Source organism: Mycolicibacterium sp. XJ2546 (assembly GCF_053483195.1).
Genome location: NZ_JBEFRW010000005.1, coordinates 101344 through 116803, shown reverse-complemented (window position 1 = coordinate 116803; position 15460 = coordinate 101344). Strand labels below are relative to the sequence as shown.

14 protein-coding genes and 1 pseudogene are annotated in these 15460 nt (G+C 65.7%); 14 read left to right on the top strand and 1 reads right to left on the bottom strand.

From position 1 onward, the window contains the following. Positions 1–14 precede the first annotated feature (14 nt). From ABQE44_RS11030 to ABQE44_RS11000, 7 genes and pseudogenes are all read left to right on the top strand, one after another. The gene (locus ABQE44_RS11030) at positions 15–770 is read left to right on the top strand and encodes a FadR/GntR family transcriptional regulator (RefSeq protein WP_448429728.1); all 756 of its coding nucleotides are present in this window, start codon (positions 15–17) and stop codon (positions 768–770) included. A gap of 63 nt (positions 771–833) precedes the next feature. Beyond that, positions 834–1862 carry an acyl-CoA dehydrogenase family protein gene (locus ABQE44_RS11025; RefSeq protein ID WP_448429726.1) on the top strand — a complete coding sequence of 343 codons (1029 nt, stop codon included), beginning with the start codon at positions 834–836 and terminating at the stop codon, positions 1860–1862. 2 nt (positions 1863–1864) lie between these two features. Then, entirely contained in the window at positions 1865–2479 is a 615-nt protein-coding gene (locus ABQE44_RS11020; RefSeq protein ID WP_448429724.1) for a hypothetical protein, read from the top strand. Beyond that, positions 2476–3258 (top strand): enoyl-CoA hydratase-related protein, encoded by a 783-nt coding sequence (locus ABQE44_RS11015; RefSeq protein WP_448429722.1) that lies wholly within the window; start codon positions 2476–2478, stop codon positions 3256–3258. The genes ABQE44_RS11020 and ABQE44_RS11015 overlap by 4 nt, the downstream gene beginning before the upstream one ends. A 326-nt stretch (positions 3259–3584) precedes the next feature. After that, positions 3585–4361, top strand: a complete 777-nt coding sequence (locus tag ABQE44_RS11010) for an SDR family oxidoreductase (protein WP_448429720.1) — start codon at positions 3585–3587, stop codon at positions 4359–4361. After that, positions 4286–6685 carry a molybdopterin-containing oxidoreductase family protein gene (locus ABQE44_RS11005; protein ID WP_448429718.1) on the top strand — a complete coding sequence of 800 codons (2400 nt, stop codon included), beginning with the start codon at positions 4286–4288 and terminating at the stop codon, positions 6683–6685. The genes ABQE44_RS11010 and ABQE44_RS11005 overlap by 76 nt, the downstream gene beginning before the upstream one ends. Then, positions 6654–8197 (top strand): annotated as a pseudogene (locus ABQE44_RS11000) (FAD-dependent oxidoreductase). Before ABQE44_RS11005 ends, ABQE44_RS11000 begins: the two are co-directional and overlap by 32 nt. An 18-nt stretch (positions 8198–8215) precedes the next feature. Here ABQE44_RS11000 and ABQE44_RS10995 read toward each other — a convergent pair. Next, positions 8216–9058 (bottom strand): mycofactocin-coupled SDR family oxidoreductase, encoded by an 843-nt coding sequence (locus ABQE44_RS10995; protein ID WP_448429716.1) that lies wholly within the window; start codon positions 9056–9058, stop codon positions 8216–8218. 97 nt (positions 9059–9155) lie between these two features. Between ABQE44_RS10995 and ABQE44_RS10990 the strand changes: the two genes are divergently transcribed. The 7 genes from ABQE44_RS10990 to ABQE44_RS10960 all read left to right on the top strand — a co-directional run bounded on the left by ABQE44_RS10990 (position 9156) and on the right by ABQE44_RS10960 (position 15423). After that, positions 9156–10376 carry a CaiB/BaiF CoA transferase family protein gene (locus tag ABQE44_RS10990; RefSeq protein WP_448429714.1) on the top strand — a complete coding sequence of 407 codons (1221 nt, stop codon included), beginning with the start codon at positions 9156–9158 and terminating at the stop codon, positions 10374–10376. 106 nt (positions 10377–10482) lie between these two features. Beyond that, the gene (locus tag ABQE44_RS10985) at positions 10483–12015 is read left to right on the top strand and encodes a class I adenylate-forming enzyme family protein (protein ID WP_448429712.1); all 1533 of its coding nucleotides are present in this window, start codon (positions 10483–10485) and stop codon (positions 12013–12015) included. Continuing rightward, positions 11996–12904: an SDR family oxidoreductase gene (locus ABQE44_RS10980; RefSeq protein WP_448429710.1), complete on the top strand. Its 909-nt coding sequence runs from the start codon at positions 11996–11998 to the stop codon at positions 12902–12904. Before ABQE44_RS10985 ends, ABQE44_RS10980 begins: the two co-directional genes overlap by 20 nt. After that, entirely contained in the window at positions 12901–13350 is a 450-nt protein-coding gene (locus tag ABQE44_RS10975; protein WP_448429708.1) for an FAS1-like dehydratase domain-containing protein, read from the top strand. The genes ABQE44_RS10980 and ABQE44_RS10975 overlap by 4 nt, the downstream gene beginning before the upstream one ends. Beyond that, positions 13347–13787 (top strand): MaoC/PaaZ C-terminal domain-containing protein, encoded by a 441-nt coding sequence (locus ABQE44_RS10970; RefSeq protein ID WP_448429706.1) that lies wholly within the window; start codon positions 13347–13349, stop codon positions 13785–13787. Before ABQE44_RS10975 ends, ABQE44_RS10970 begins: the two co-directional genes overlap by 4 nt. Further along, the gene (locus ABQE44_RS10965) at positions 13784–14191 is read left to right on the top strand and encodes a Zn-ribbon domain-containing OB-fold protein (protein WP_448429704.1); all 408 of its coding nucleotides are present in this window, start codon (positions 13784–13786) and stop codon (positions 14189–14191) included. Before ABQE44_RS10970 ends, ABQE44_RS10965 begins: the two co-directional genes overlap by 4 nt. Next, positions 14188–15423, top strand: a complete 1236-nt coding sequence (locus ABQE44_RS10960) for a thiolase C-terminal domain-containing protein (RefSeq protein WP_448429702.1) — start codon at positions 14188–14190, stop codon at positions 15421–15423. Before ABQE44_RS10965 ends, ABQE44_RS10960 begins: the two co-directional genes overlap by 4 nt. Positions 15424–15460: the final 37 nt, after the last annotated feature.

The following is a 15460-nucleotide window of genomic DNA, read 5'->3' as shown; positions in this document are numbered from 1 at the left end:
GAGAGGATGGAGTGGTGCATCCCGACAGCGAAGCCATCACGCATCCCACCGCGGGCCAGCTGGTCGCCGACAACATCCGCCGCAAGATCATTCTCGGCGAGTTCCGCGACGGTGATTTTCTGCCCAACGAAGCACAGTTGCTTGCTCAGTATGAGGTGTCGCGCCCGGTGCTACGCGAAGCCATCCGGATCCTGCAATCGGAGTCGTTGCTGACGATACGACGCGGCAGTAAAGGCGGTGCCCGGGTCAATGCACCGCGGCCGGAGCCGGTGGCGCGGCAGGCAGGCGGTCTGTTGCAGTACGGACACACGACGGTCTTCGATGTGTTCCGGGCGCGCTCCATCATCGAACCGCCCGCCGTGCGATTGCTCACCGAAAACGCTACGCCGACAACAGTTCAGCGTCTCCGAGATGCTCTCGAGCTCGAGTCGAACACGATCAACGATCCTCGCCGATGGGGCAAGGTGCACGCCGACTTCCATACGCTGGTGGTGGAACTTTCAGGCAGCAATACGCTCGCGCTTTTTGCCCACATCATGTCGGACATCACCACCGCACATACCCAAGCCGTTTGGCAGCACGCTGTCGACGACGCGCAGAAGCGTACCGATGCCGAGCTCGCGCACCGGGTGCATCGCAAGCTCGTGCGGCTCGTGGAGGACGGCAAGGCTGCCGACGCCGAGCAGCTGTGGCGGCGCCATCTCGAGGAGACCACCGAGAAGATGCTCGAGAACCAGGGCCACCGAGAGCTGCTCGACCTCATCGAATAGGCCCATCCGAGGCTTTAGGCTAACCTGGTTATACTTTTCCGGCTACGGTTGGAGGCCAGTGACGTGAGTTCGGACCTGCTCGAGGACCTCAGAAAGACCACCAGGCAGGCGCTGACCGCCGGTGGCGGTGATGTCGTCGACCAGTTGGACCTCGTGGGTCTGCTGCTGGATGGCCAAAGCGGTGGGCTCGGCATGGGCGAGCGCGAGATGGTGCTCGTCGGCGAGGAGATCGGCAGGCAGACGGCGCCGTCGGCGTTCCTGCCGAGCGTGATCCTGGCCGCCACGCTGCTGTCGCACGGGAACGTCGATGGAATCGAGCTGACGAAGGAGTTGGCGGGCAACCGTTATGCGGTCGCCCTGGCCGGCCTGAACACCGCAGCGACGGCGATGCCACCGGCCGCCGTCGTCGCCACCGGAGGGACCGGCGGATGGCTGCTGGACGGCACTTCGTGGGGCCTCGCGCCGCCGTGTGATTTCGACGCGGTACTTGTCGTCGCGGTATCCGGGCCGGGTCTGGCGCTCTTCGTTGCCGATGGCACTGCGGCGACGGTGACCGCTGACCAACTCGACCCAAGTCGCGGATTGGTCGAGGTCACCCTCGAGCGGGCGCCGGCGCGGATCGCGGTGGAGGCAACTGCGGCCGCTGGTGCGCTCCGGGCGGCATACCGCCGGGCAGTGCTCACCGTGGCCGCCGAGCAGTTGGGCGTGGCGCGAGCATGCCTCGAGATGGCCGTCGAACACGCCAAGACGCGTAACCAGTTCGGTGCCCCCATCGGATCGTTCCAGGCCATCAAGCATCGGTGTGCCGAGGTGTTGCTCGACGCCGAATTCGCCGATGCCGCAATACAACAGGCTATCCAAACCACCGGATTCGATGATCTCGAGCTGGCCTTCCTCGTCGCGACCAGGGCAGCGGTGTCCGCCGCCCAGTCGTGCATCCATGTCCACGGCGGTATCGGCTTTACTTGGGAACATCCCGCGCATTGGTACCTGCGGCGCGCCAAGGTCAACGCCACCCTCTTTGGCCCACCGAGCATGCATCGCAACGCCATCGCCGAATCGGTCGGTGTGAACGCAGCAGGAAGGAAATGACGATGATCGACGAATTGACCATCCTGCGCCTCGTGGCGATCAAGGGGCGGGTCTCGCCCGAGGCGGTCGCGGACAGCCTCGGCGCCGACCCCGCCGACGTCTGCGCACAGCTCGAGGAGTACGCGTCGCGCGAGCTGTTCAAGTCGACGCCGATGGGTTACCGGATCACTCCGTCCGGACGCCAACGGTGCACCGAACTCGTTGCCGCGGAACATCGCGACGCCGATGCGTCTGCGGTCGAACAGCTCTACGGAACCTTCACCGAGCACAATTTCGAGCTCAAGGCGCTGATCACCGATTGGCAGACGCGTGGACCCGATCAGCCCAACGACCACACCGACGCGGACTACGACCGCCAGGTGCTCGAACGCCTCCACACCCTGCACCGGCAGGTCCTGCCGCTGCTCGATCTGATCACGGCCGTGGCACCACGGCTGGCGCACTACAAGACGAGGCTGGTGAAGGCCGCCGACGCCGTGGCGGCAGGGGACCACAGCTTCGTGTCGAAGCCGATCACCGACAGCTACCACACGGTGTGGTTCGAACTCCATGAAGACCTCATGGGATTGGCCGGATCGACTCGTGCCGAGGAAGCCGAGGCGGGCCGCGGCGCGTGAGCCTCGTCCGCATCGAACGCGAGGATGGTGTCGCCCGGCTGCTGCTGGATTCGCCGGCCAACCGCAACGCGCTGTCCGCCCGGTTACGCACCGAACTCTATGCCGGACTTCGCGACGCGCTCGCCGACGCCGATGTCCGCACCATCGTGGTGGGCCACACCGGAACCGTATTCTGCTCCGGCGCCGACCTGAAGGAGGTCCGTAGCCAAACGCCGGCCGCCGACGCGCCCACGGTGCCGCAGATTCTCGTCGAGCTGTGGCGCTCGCCGAAGCCGGTCATCGCCGCGCTGACCGGGGTGGCGCGCGCCGGGGGGTTGGGACTGGTTGCGGCGTGCGATGTTGTCATTGCCTGCCGCACAGTCAGTTTCGCGTGCACCGAGGTTCGCCTCGGTGTCGTGCCGGCGGTCATCTCGGCGGTGATGCTGCCCCGGATGTCGCCGGCCGCGGTCCATCGGCTGTACCTCAGCGGGTTGCCCGTGTCGGCGCAGTGGGCGCAGCAAGCCGGTCTGGTCGACGTCATCGCCGAGCCCGAGCACCTCGACGACGAGGTGCGCCGCTTCACCGACGCCTTCAACCTCGCCGCGCCGGGCGCGTTGGCGGCCACCAAGCGGCTGACGCGCAGCGCGGCCGCGATCGCACGGTTGGAAGCCGAACTGGCCGACCTCGAACGCATGTCGGCTCGGCACTTCGCGAGCGACGAAGGACGAGAAGGTCTGGCCGCCTTCGCCGACAAGCGGAAGCCCAGTTGGGTGCTTGGACACCACTTACGGACTGACTGAAGGACTCGCCAGGGTTCAAAGCGTCTGTCGCAGTGATGGTGTGAACTGTGTGCCACCCACCGCGACACCTTGGTTTCGACGAATCTCTCTATATCGGACGATAGCCGTCTGCTATGTTCGTTCCACCGCCAGATCTCGTAGGAGAGCTGATGAGAATTCGGACTCAGCCCACCGATCTGTTCGAGATACACCATCCGCTGGTGGGATTCGGTCGCGACGTGCCGCCCGGCGGGACCGGATTGTTGGTGGCGATCTGCACTGAATCGCTGCATTGCAGTCACAGACCAGTCGCTGCCCGCTTAAACAGAGTTCACCGAGAGGTAGTCATGGAAGCGTTTGTCGACTCGCTCGCCGGCAAGTCCATCATCGTCACTGGCGCCGCGGGCGGGATTGGTCGTGCTGCGGCGTTGATCCTCGCCCGACGGGGTGCAGTGGTCACAGCCGTTGACGTACTGTCTACCGAGGGTGAGGAAACCGTGGAGCTGATTGCAGCCCAAGGCGGCAAGGCAAGCTTCGCGCAAGTGGACGTCAGTTCAGAGGAACAGGTCGAGGCGCTGGTTCAGCGAGTGGTGTCGGAAACCGGCCGCCTGCATGGCGCCTTCAACAACGCAGGTGTCGAACAAACTACTATGCCGCTGCACCTCATGCCATTGGAAGAGTGGCGTCGAGTCAACGAGGTGGACCTCACCGGGGTGTTCCTCTGCATGAAGCACGAAATCGCCGCAATGCTGAACAGCGGAGGGGGCGCGATCGTCAACACCGCCTCGGTGCTCGGCCAGGCGGGGATGCCGCAGGCCGCCGCCTACATCGCGGCCAAACACGGCGTGGTCGGACTTACTCGGGCCGCGGCGACGGAGTACTCGAAGTCAGGCATTCGTATCAACACCGTGATGCCCGGCGTCATCGCCTCACCGATGTTCGAGCGTCACCAAGACGATCCACAGTATGCGGACCAGATCGCGGCGGTCATTGCCGCCCACCCGATCGGACGTCCGGGGCGGTCGGAAGAGATCGCCGAAGCGGCGGCGTGGCTGCTCTCGGATGCGGCGTCCTTTGTCACCGGGTCGGCGTTCGCCGTCGATGGCGGGTATCTGGCGCAGTAGGAGGTGCTGGCTGGGCCGCGAGTGAAACATGTTGTGACCGTAAGTGTGAGATTAATGCTAACCTGGTTAGTGTTTTAGAGCCGGGCGCGGTACCAAGGGGCGGTATGGAACGGAAAGTTCACACCTTTTGCCGAATCTGCGTTGCCTCCTGCGGGCTCGAGGTGACGGTGGACGAGGAGTCGAACACGGTGATCTCGATCGAGCCTGACCGCCAGAACCCCTACACATGGGGGGATTTCTGTCGAAAGGGAAAGACCGCTCACCAGGCTGCCCAACACCCCAACCGGATCACCAGACCGATGAAGCGTGTGGGCGACCGCTACGTCGAGACCTCCTATGACGAAGCCATTTCCGCAATAGCAGAACGTCTCAACGACATCATCGACCGCCATGGCGCGGACGCGATCGGTTCCTACAACGGCAACCCGATCGGATTCACGTTCACCAACGCCACCTGGTATTCGGGCCTGCTTGATGCGATAGGCACTAAGAACCGCTTCTTCTACGGATCCGTCGATCAAAACGGCGGGCACATCGTCTGCGAGCAGTTGTACGGGATCGAACAGGTTTCGCTCGTGCCGGATATCGACGACTGTGACTGCTTTCTGATGCTCGGGATGGACCCTGCGGTGTCGAAGTTCAACTGGATGGAAAACAATCCACGGGGTTGGCAGCGTGTGTTGCAGCGACAGCAGGCCGGTGCGTACATCATCGTCGTGGACCCCAGGACCTCCTCGACGGCGGCATGCGCCGACAACCACGTCGCGATCCTGCCGGGACGCGACTGGGCGTTTCTGCTCGCGCTGATCAAGGTGATCCTCGACGAGAATCTCGAGCGTTTGTCGACCACGTTGCCGATCGCCGGGATGGACGACCTACGCGGTCTCGTCGGGGAAGCGGACCTGGGCGATCTGGCCGAACGATGCGGCGTGAGCGTTGCGACACTACGGGACATGGCCAGACGCTTCGCCGGCGCGCGGCGAGCGATGTGCGTCGCGCACACCGGTGTCTCCCAGAACGAGAATGGCACCCTCGGCGAGTGGCTGTCACACGTGCTCAACCTGATCACCGACCGGACCGACCGCCCGGGAGGCAGAAGGTTTGAACGCGGCGTCATCGACATCGGCAAGGTGTTGGCGATGGTCGCCCCGTCGACCAAGCACCGCTCCCGCGTCCGGGGACTTCCGGCGATCGTCGGTTATCATGCGGTCGCCGAGATCCCCGACGAGATCAACACACCCGGGCCCGGGCAGATCAAGGCGATGCTCATCGCGTTCGGCAACCCCGTCGTCTCCGGGCCCGACGGCCGCGCGCTGGATGAGGCACTGTCCGCGCTGGATTTCCTGGTGGCCATCGACATCGTTCAACGGGAGAGCCACCGTCACGCCGATTGGCTGATTCCCGGCACGCACTGGCTGGAGCGCTCAGAGTTGTCGCCCGTTCTGGCCTCGCTTCAGGAAGTGCCCTATATCCAGTACGGGGCCCGGACATTGGAAAAACCCGAAGGTGTGCTCGAGGAATGGGAGTTCTGCGAGGCGCTGGCCGCCGCGATGGGACGCAATCTTTTCGGCAAACCCGGCGTCAACCGCTTCACCGCGCTGACCAAGAAACTCGCTCGGTGGACCAATCGACCCGGCCTGGCAATGAACCCCGACTGGGTAGTTCGAGGGATGCTGGCCGCCGGCCGACGTGTGAAATACGCCGACATCATCAACGCACCACACGGGCTGGTCTACGGTCCACGGCGCTACGGCGACCTGGCCAAGGCTCTGCGGACACCGGACAAGCGCGTACGGATCGCCCCCGAGATGTTCGTCGAAGCCACTCGTGAGGCCTTACGCCGCCGACCCGTCGAGGGCGATGAATTCCCGCTGCTCCTCGCCAACAAGCGCACGCGCGAGGCGATGAACTCGTGGCTCAATGAATCCCCCGGCCTCAGGGCGCAGCAGGACAACGCCATTGAGATCCACCCGGCCGATGCGGGCAAGGTTGGCATCCGCGATGGGGATCGCGTCCGGGTGATTTCGGAGACCAACAGTATCGAGTTGCCCGCGATAGTGACCACATCAATTCGGCCCGGTGTCGTCTGTAGTCCGCATGGTTGGGGCGGCAGGCACTTCGATCCGCACACCGGCACTGCCGCCGGCCAGCTGGGCACAAATCGAAACTTATTGGTGGACAACCAACGAATCGACCCGCTTTCGCAACTGCCGGTGTTCAACTCGACCGCAGTGCGCGTAGAGCTTGTAGGCGCCGAGGATCGCAGTGACGAGGCGGTAAGGAGAACAAGAGATGACCTATGTCATCACCCAAAGCTGTTGTAACGACGCAATATGCGTCGAGGTGTGCCCGGTAGATTGCATCCATCCGGTGCCGTCATCACCGGAGTTCACGACGACCGAGCAGCTCTACATTGATCCGACGACGTGCATCGACTGCAACGCGTGCTTTGAAGCCTGTCCGGTGGAGGCGATCTACGCCGATCTCCACCTCCCGAAACGCATGCATCCGTATCTGGATATCAACGCCGGCTATTTCACACAACAATGAGTCTTCGGGTAGCCGTGATCGGCACTGGGCCGGCCGGAATGTACACAGTTGGTCACCTTCTGGACCAGCCTCGCGCCGTCGTCGAGGAGATCGCCGTACTTGACCGGTTGCCGACCCCCGGCGGCTTGGTCCGGTCCGGCGTCGCGCCTGACCACCCGACCACCAAACGCGTGCAGACGGCATTTGAACGCTTCCTACGCCATCCGCGGGTGAGCTGCTACTTCAACGTCGAGGTCGGTGCGGAGATCACGCACAGTGAGCTGCTCAGTTGTCACGATGCCCTCGTCTACGCGGTCGGCGCCGCTGGGAGCCGGTCCTTGGGCATCGACGGCGAACACTTGCCTGGCTCACACACGGCAGCGGAATTTGTGGCCTGGTACAACGGGCATCCGGATTCTTCCACCCGCGCATTCGACCTGGGGACCAAACGCGTCGTCATCGTCGGAAGCGGAAATGTCGCCTTGGACATCGCCCGGATTCTGACACTCCCCGTCGACGCTTTGCGTAAAACCGATATCGCCGACCATGCCCTCGTCGCCCTCGCCGATCGCAATGTGGAAGAAGTCGTTGTGCTCGCCCGGGGCACTGTAGCGACAGCGGCGTTCAGCAGCACGGAACTCTTGGCACTCACTCAGCTCGACGATGTCGATGTCCTCGTCGACGCCAATTTCGACAACCTCGGCGAACCTGTGGTCTACGGTGACCGCCTCAAGCTCCGTCTGCTTCGCGAACTGTCGACCCGCACGCCACGGGGTGGCCGACGACGGATCATTCTGCGCTTCATGACGTCGCCGGTTGCAGTGCTTGGATCTACTCGAGTAGAGGGTGTGCACTTGGTGCGCAACGAACTTCGCGACGGGAGGCTGGTCGCAACAGGCGATCGTGAAGCACTCGAGACAGGTCTGGTGCTGAGGGCGATCGGCTACCGAGCGACACCGATTGCCGGTCTGCCGTTCGATGAGGCCAGCGGCATGGTTGTGCACGACCACGGACGGGTCGAACCGGGTGTGTATGTCGCTGGGTGGTTCAAGCGTGGGCCGACCGGCGTAATCGGTACCAACAAATACGATGCTGCCGACACGGTCAAGTTGCTCCTAGCCGACTACGCCGCAGGGCTGCTCAGCCATCCCACCGGAAATTTTGCCGAACGGGTGGCGAACAAGCTTTTCGCCGCGGTGGGTGTCGAGGGCTGGACGCGCATCGATGAACACGAGCGCAACACATCGTCGGACCGCCCTCGGGTCAAGGTCACCGACCGCGCTGCGCTGCTGAGCATCGCGCAATGAGCCGACGCAATGTTCGCGCTAGATCTTCAGCAGCGCTCCGCCGTCGACCGGCAGTTGCAGGCCCGTGACATAACGTGATTCGTCGGAGGCCAGGTACACGACGGCATGCGCGATGTCGTCGGGCTCGACGTAGGGGATGGGCATCGCCTGCATGTGCGGAAACGCCTCCTCGGCGTCGGCCCGGGTCGGCTCGGCCAAGTCTTTACGGAAGGCCTTGTACATCGGCGGGCTGTGCAACATATCGGTGTTGCAGTTGGTCGGATGCACCGCGTTGACCCGAATCCCTTGGGCCGCAAGCTGTCGGGCCAGCACCACGACATAGTCGCTGATGAACTGCTTAGCCAGACCGTATCCCGCCCCGCCGGGGCCGTTAGCGGCGTTGTTCACCGCGTTGGGCAGCATGGCGGCCACCGACCCTGTCGCGATGATCGACCCGCCCGCCGAGACGTGCGGCAGAGCGGCATGGACGGTGTTCACGACGCCGATCAGGTCCACGTCGAGCGCATCGGCGAAGGCGGTCACCGGAAAGTCGGGCCCTATCGGGCAGATGCCGGCGTTGGCCACCACAACGTCCAACCCGCCCAGGGTGCCGACCGCCGCGGAGATCGCCTGCGCCAGCGAGGTCCGGTCCCGGACGTCGACGACGGACGCGACAGCGCGGCGGTCGAATTTCTCGACGAGCCGAACCGTTTCGTCGAGGTCCTCCGGCGTGGCCATCGGGTACCCGACGCCTGGTATGTCGGCGCAGATGTCGATCAAGACGACGTCAGCACCCTCCTCTGCCAGCCGGATCGCGTGATGGCGGCCCTGTCCGCGCGCCGCGCCCGTGACCAGAGCCCGCTTACCGTCGACCCGTCCCATCGCAGACCTCTCACTTCGTCACGCCCTCGATCCGACGAATCATATTACGTGGTTAGTCTATTGTAGGATGCGCCGGCTACGAAATGGAGGGGTCGCTATGCCTGGGGTGATGGACGGCGTTCGCGTCGTCGAGTTGGCGACGTGGGGGTTCATACCGTCGGCCGGTGTCGCACTCGCCGATTGGGGCGCCGAGGTGATTAAGGTCGAAAATCCCGCCCACGGTGATCCGATGCGCGGCCTCGTCAGCGCCGCCCTCACACCCCCCGGCGAGCAGCCGGTCAGCTACATGTTCCAGACCTTCAGCCGCAACAAATCCAGCGTCGGCATCGACCTCACCACCGACGGCGGCCGCGACGTGCTCTACCGGCTCGTCGGCACGGCAGACGTATTCCTCACCAACTATCTCGCGCCGGTTCGCCGCAAGCTGCGCGTGGACGTCGACGACCTGACCGCCGTGAACCCCCGCTTGATCTACGCCCGCGGAACGGGTCTGGGCCCCAAGGGGGAGGAAGCCGATACCGGTGGGTTCGACCTCGCGTCGTACTGGTCGCGGGGAGGGGTGGCATACGTGAGCATGCCCGAGGGCGCCGACTATCCGCCGCCCATGCCCGGAGCCGCATTCGGTGATCTGCAGTCGGGTCTGTACGCCGCCGGCGGGGTGGCCGCGGCGCTGTTCGCCCGTGAGCGCACCGGCGAGCCACAGGTAGTCGACGTGAGCCTGCTCGGATCCGCGGTGTGGGGGACCGCGCCCCACATCGCGGCCTCGTCACTGTTCGACATCGACGCGATGCCCCGGGGCGATCGTCAAGGGGCACACAACCCGCTGAGCAATACCTACCGAACAGCAGACGGGCGCTTCGTCGCGCTGGTGATGCTGGAGTCCGACCGGTTCTGGGCGCCCCTGATGGATCTGATCGGACGGCCGGACCTGGCGGCCGACGAGCGCTACCTCGACGCGGCCGCGCGCTGCGAGAACAGCAAGGCATGCATCGCAGAGCTGGACGCGATTTTCGCGACCCGCACGGCAGCCGAGTGGCGCGAAGTGCTCAACCGTCAACGAGGGGTGTGGGCCATCGTCCAATCACCGGACGAAACCCGCAAAGACAGCCAGGTCCTGGCGAACGAATACGTGACGCGAATGGAGATCGACGACGCCGCGGCGGTGACAGTGGCTCGGCCGCCGGTGCAGTTCAAGGGTGCGCACGCAGGTGCGCGCCCGGCGCCAGAACTGGGCGCCGACACCGATCAGGTGCTGCTCGATCTGGGTTACGGCTGGGAAGAACTCGTTCAGTTGAAGGTGGACGGCGCCATCACATGAGCAGCCCACAGCCGGGTTTTGGTGCGGCCGATCGGCTGTTAATATAACCTGGTTATATAAATCTGCCCGTTACTTGGGCGGTGCGCCAAGTGACGAGGGTGGCTGGATGGATTTGATCGAAGCGATGCGGCAGCTGATGCACGCCGACGGAAACAAGCCGATGCTGTGCTACGGCGATACCTGGTGCAGCCGAGCCGAATTCGCGAAAGCTGCTCGGTCCATCGACGTCTTACTGGCGGAACACGGAGTGGGGCCGGGTGCTCCGGTCGGCATGTTCATGCGTAATCGACCGGGCCTCGTCGCAGCGCTGGCGGTGGTGCTGGCCACCCGGCGGCCGCTGATCGTGCTCAACCCGATGATTCCTGACGGCACGGTTGGTGCCGACGTGCTGGCGTTGCGCCCCGTCGCGGTGCTGGCGGATGCCGAGGACTGGGCCCGCGGCCCGGTGGAAGCCGCAGTACAGGCCAGCGGCGCGCTCGGCGTGCAGGTCGACGTCCCAGCGGCGGATGCGCCCGCGGCCGTGGTCACCGTTGCGAGATCCGGATCCGACGGGACCGTCCCTATCGACGACGGAGTGGCCATCCTGATGCCGACCAGCGGAACTACCGGGCCGCCCAAGCGAATTCCACTGCGCTACAGCGAAATCGAACACGCACTGAGCGGTGCTCAGGAGCATTACATGGCGGGCAGCGCGCGCGAAGGCAGCGTGCGCGGCGGCGGAGTGCAAATCGTCTCGTTGCCGTCGACGAACATCAGCGGACTGTGGGCGATCATCACCGCGCTCAGCGGTGGTGGCCGCACCCTGCTGCAGGACAAATTCGAACCGGTCGCATGGTCGGCGGCCGTGGCGCAGCACCAGCCACGCTCGGTGTCGCTGCCCCCAGCCGCGCTACGCATGGTGCTCGATGCCGGCATCGAACCGGACCGGCTGGCCAGTCTCAAGGCGGTGTGGGCCGGTGCTGCGCCCACCGGAGCCGACCTCGCGGCGCAGTTCGAGCAGACCTACGGCTGTCCGGTTTTACTGAGTTACGGCGCAACAGAATTCACCGGCGGTGTCACGGGGTGGTCGCTCAAGGACTGGAGTGAGTGGAAGGACGCCAAGCGCGGCAGCGTCGGACGTGCCCATCCGGGAGTGCAGATCTCGGTGATCGATGCGAGCACCGGTGAGCTTCTTGCACCCGGACAGCACGGCATCCTGCAGGTGCGCTCGGCGCAGGCCTCGGGTGGCGACGGCCGGTGGGTGCGCACCAACGACCTCGGCACCGTCGACGAGGACGGCTTCGTCTGGATCCAGGGCCGCGCCGACGACGTCATCAACCGCGGTGGCTTCAAGATCTTCCCGGCCGAACTCGAAGACTGCCTCGAGTCGCACCCGCAGGTTCGTGAGGCCGTGGTGTTCGGTGTGGCAGACGAGCGACTGGGCCAAGTGCCCGTGGCCGTCGTGGTGACGGCCGGCAACGTCTCGGCGGAGGAGCTCATCGCGTGGACCCGCGATCGGGTGCCCGGCTACAAGGTGCCGGTGCGGGTCCGGATCATCGACGCCATTCCCCGCAACTCGGCGATGAAGATCCTGCGCAAACAGGTGCGCGAGGAGTTCGAAGCGGCAGAAGGGATCGACAGTGCAGTCGGACAGGGCTGATCGGGTAGCCGTCGTGACCGGCGCAGGCAACGGGCTCGGACGTGCCCACGCGCTGGCGTTCGCCGACGCGGGTTACGCCGTCGTGGTGAACGACCTCGGTGGCTCCCGTGACGGCAGTGGAGATTCCACCGGTCCGGCACATGCCGTCATCGACGAGATCGCCGCCGCAGGTGGACGCGCGGTCGCCAATACCGACGACATCAGCACCTGGTCCGGCTCCAGGTCGTTGATCGAGCAGGCCGTCGAAACCTTCGGCGGGCTCGACGTATTGGTGAACAACGCCGGCATCCTGCGCGACCGGATGCTGACGTCGATGTCGGAGGCCGAATGGGACGCGGTGATCGCGGTTCACCTCAAGGGGACGTTCGGCCCCACCCGACACGCCGCCGAGTTCTGGCGCAATCGCGCAAAGGGTGGTGCCGCCAACGACGCTCGGGTGATCAACACCACGTCGCCGTCCGGTCTGTTCGGCAGTCCGGGGCAGACGAACTACGGTGCGGCGAAGGCAGGCGTCGCCGGGTTCACGATAATCGCCGCCATGGAACTGCAGCGGTACGGCGTCACCGTGAACGCCGTGGCTCCCACCGCGCTGACCCGGCTCACCGAAGATCTGCCGGCCGCACGCGAGATGGCCGAGCAGGTCGACCTCGCTCCGGAGGGCGTATCGCCGGTGGTGCTGTGGTTGGCCGGGCCTGCCGGCCGCGACGTCACGGGACGGGTGCTATCGGTCATCGGTGGAACGATCGCGGTGGTGGAGGGCTGGGCGTATGGCCCCGAGATCCACAGCGACGAGCGGTGGACCATTCGGCGCCTCGACGAAATGCTGCCCGATCTGCTCGCCAAGGCGGCGCCCAACGCCGACATGACCGGCCACCGCCCGGTTCGATGAGCGCGTCGACCGTTCATCCGGCCGGGCGGCTGATCGACAAATTGCTGTTCGCCTACGAAATGCCCGTGGAACGCGGCAAGATCCGCGAGTTCGCCGCGGCCACCGGGGCCACCGACCCGACTTATCAGGAGCCCAATGCGCCTGTGCCGCCGACGTTCTTGGCAACCAGCATGCATTGGGAGCCGCAGGACCCGCCGCTGGCCACCCGGCTCGGCCTAAACCTGAGCAAGGTGCTGCAGGGCGGCCAGGAGTACACGTTTCTCGGCGCGCTGCCCCGCGCCGGGGACGTCCTGCACGCCGAGACCTCGGTCGAGTCGGTGACCGAAAAGCCCAGCAGCCGTGGCGGGGTGATGACGGTGATCGTCGTGCGCACCCGCTTCGCTGGCCCCGACGGCCGGTTGATCGCCGAGGGACGCGCCACCGTCATCGAGCGAGGCACGTCATGACGGCCAGGACGTCGGGCGTCGAGTGGACTGTCGGTGCGGCCCTGCCCGAACGGCGCTTCGGGCCGCAGACACACACCGACATCGTGCGATATCAGGGCGCCAGTGGTGATTTCAATCCCATCCACCACGACGACGAGTTCGCCCGGTCTGCGGGGATGCCGGGGGTGTTCAGCGTCGGCATGCTGCAGGCGGGCTATCTGGGCACCTACTGCGTCGAGTTGTTCGGCGCGGAAAGCGTGCGCCGATTGTCCGTTCGGTTCGCCGAGCAGGTTTGGCCGGGAGACGAACTGGTGTGCGGCGGGGTGGTGGCCAAGCTCGATCCGGGCGGCGTCGCCGAACTCGACCTGACCGTCACGCGCAGCAACGGCGGCGTGGCGATGTCGGCCTCGGCCACTGTCGTGCTCGAACCGACCACCGACGACGGGACCGCGTCATGACAACCGGGGTCGTGCCCGTCGCCGCGTATCTGACACTCGGTGACCGTCCGCACCTGAGCGGGTTCCGCTGCGCGAATTGCGATGCTGTTTACCTGCTGCGTCGCTCGGCGTGCAGTCGTTGCGGCGGTGCTGAATTCGGTGCGCGGGCGGATCTCGGCGACACCGGCGTGGTCACCGCCGCCACCGTGGTGCACCGTGCGCCGCCAGGCGTTCACACCCCCTTTGTCAGCGGTGTGGTTGCCCTCGACGGCGGCGGCTTCGTGCGCACCAACCTGACTGGCGCCGTCGACGACCCGGTGGCCGCGGTCGGTCGAAGGGCGCTCATGCGAACCCGTCCGATCGCCACCGACGCCGCGGGGCTGCAGGCCATCGGCTACGAGTTCGAGGTATCGGAACGATCATGACGCAGACCGTGTGGATCGTCGGCGCGGCGATGACCAAGTTCGGCCGCTTCCCGGAATCAGACGTCGTCGACCTGGGGGCGGCGGCCGCCCGCGCCGCGCTGTCGGACAGCGGCACCGCGATCGGCCAGATGCAGACGGTGGCCGTCGGCAACGTGTTCGAGGGCATTACCGGGGTGGGGCAACGCATCATGCACCAGATCGGGCAGACGGGCGCACCCGTGTACAACGTCTCGAACGCCTGCGCCACCGGCGCGACCGCGCTGCGCACCGCGCTGTTGTCCATCAAGGCCGGGGAGGCCGACCTGGCATTGGCGATCGGTTGCGAGCAGCTCGGCAAGCGCGGGTTGTTGGCCGCCGAGGAGGAGCCGCGCGGTGCGGAGTTCAGCCCGCGCGGCCGCGACGGTTCGGTGCTGGAGCCCGAAGGAATTCTGGGCAGCTCGATGATGCCGTCGGTGTTCGCCGAGGCGGGCGTCGCCTACCTGGCCCGGACCGCGGGCGCGACGGTCGAGCACTTCTTCAAGGTGGCGCAGAAGAACCACGCGAATTCGACGTTGAACCCGCTGGCGCAGTACCGCAAAGAGTTCAGCCTCGAACAGATTGCCGGTGGGGACATGATCGCCTACCCGAACACGGCGCTGATGTGCTCGCCGACCGGCGACGGTGCGGCAGCGGTGGTGCTCGCCGGTGATGCCGCGCTGAGCAGGCTCGATCCCGGGGTACGGGCGCGTGCGGTGAAGGTCAGCGCGTCGGTATTGGTCAGCGACCCGTGGGTGGAACACGCAGAGACGTGCTGGGACGTCGACACGATCACCCGCAACGCCGCCCGGCAGGCCTACGAGTCGGCGGGGCTGGGCCCGGCCGACCTCGATATGGTCGAGTTGCACGATTGCTTCGCCACCGCCGAGCTGGTGCACTACGAGAACCTGGGTTTGTGCCAACCGGGCGGCGCACCGGACTTCCTCGACTCCGGCGCACCGTGGCGGGGTGGCCACACGCCGGTGAACATCTCCGGGGGACTGTTGTCCAAGGGACATCCCCTCGGGGCGACCGGAATCGCGGGGGTGTTCGAAGTCGTCACGCACCTGCGCGGGGAGGCTGGCGACCGCCAGATCGACGGTGCCCGGGTCGGCTTGACGCACGTGTTGGGGCTGGGCAGTGCGTGCTCGGTGCACGTGCTCGAGAAGCGGGCCAAGAGGACTTTCGGCTCTGGCGCGGCCGCCAATACCACGTAGGCTAATGACTAACCAGGTTATAACAAGGGAGTGACCG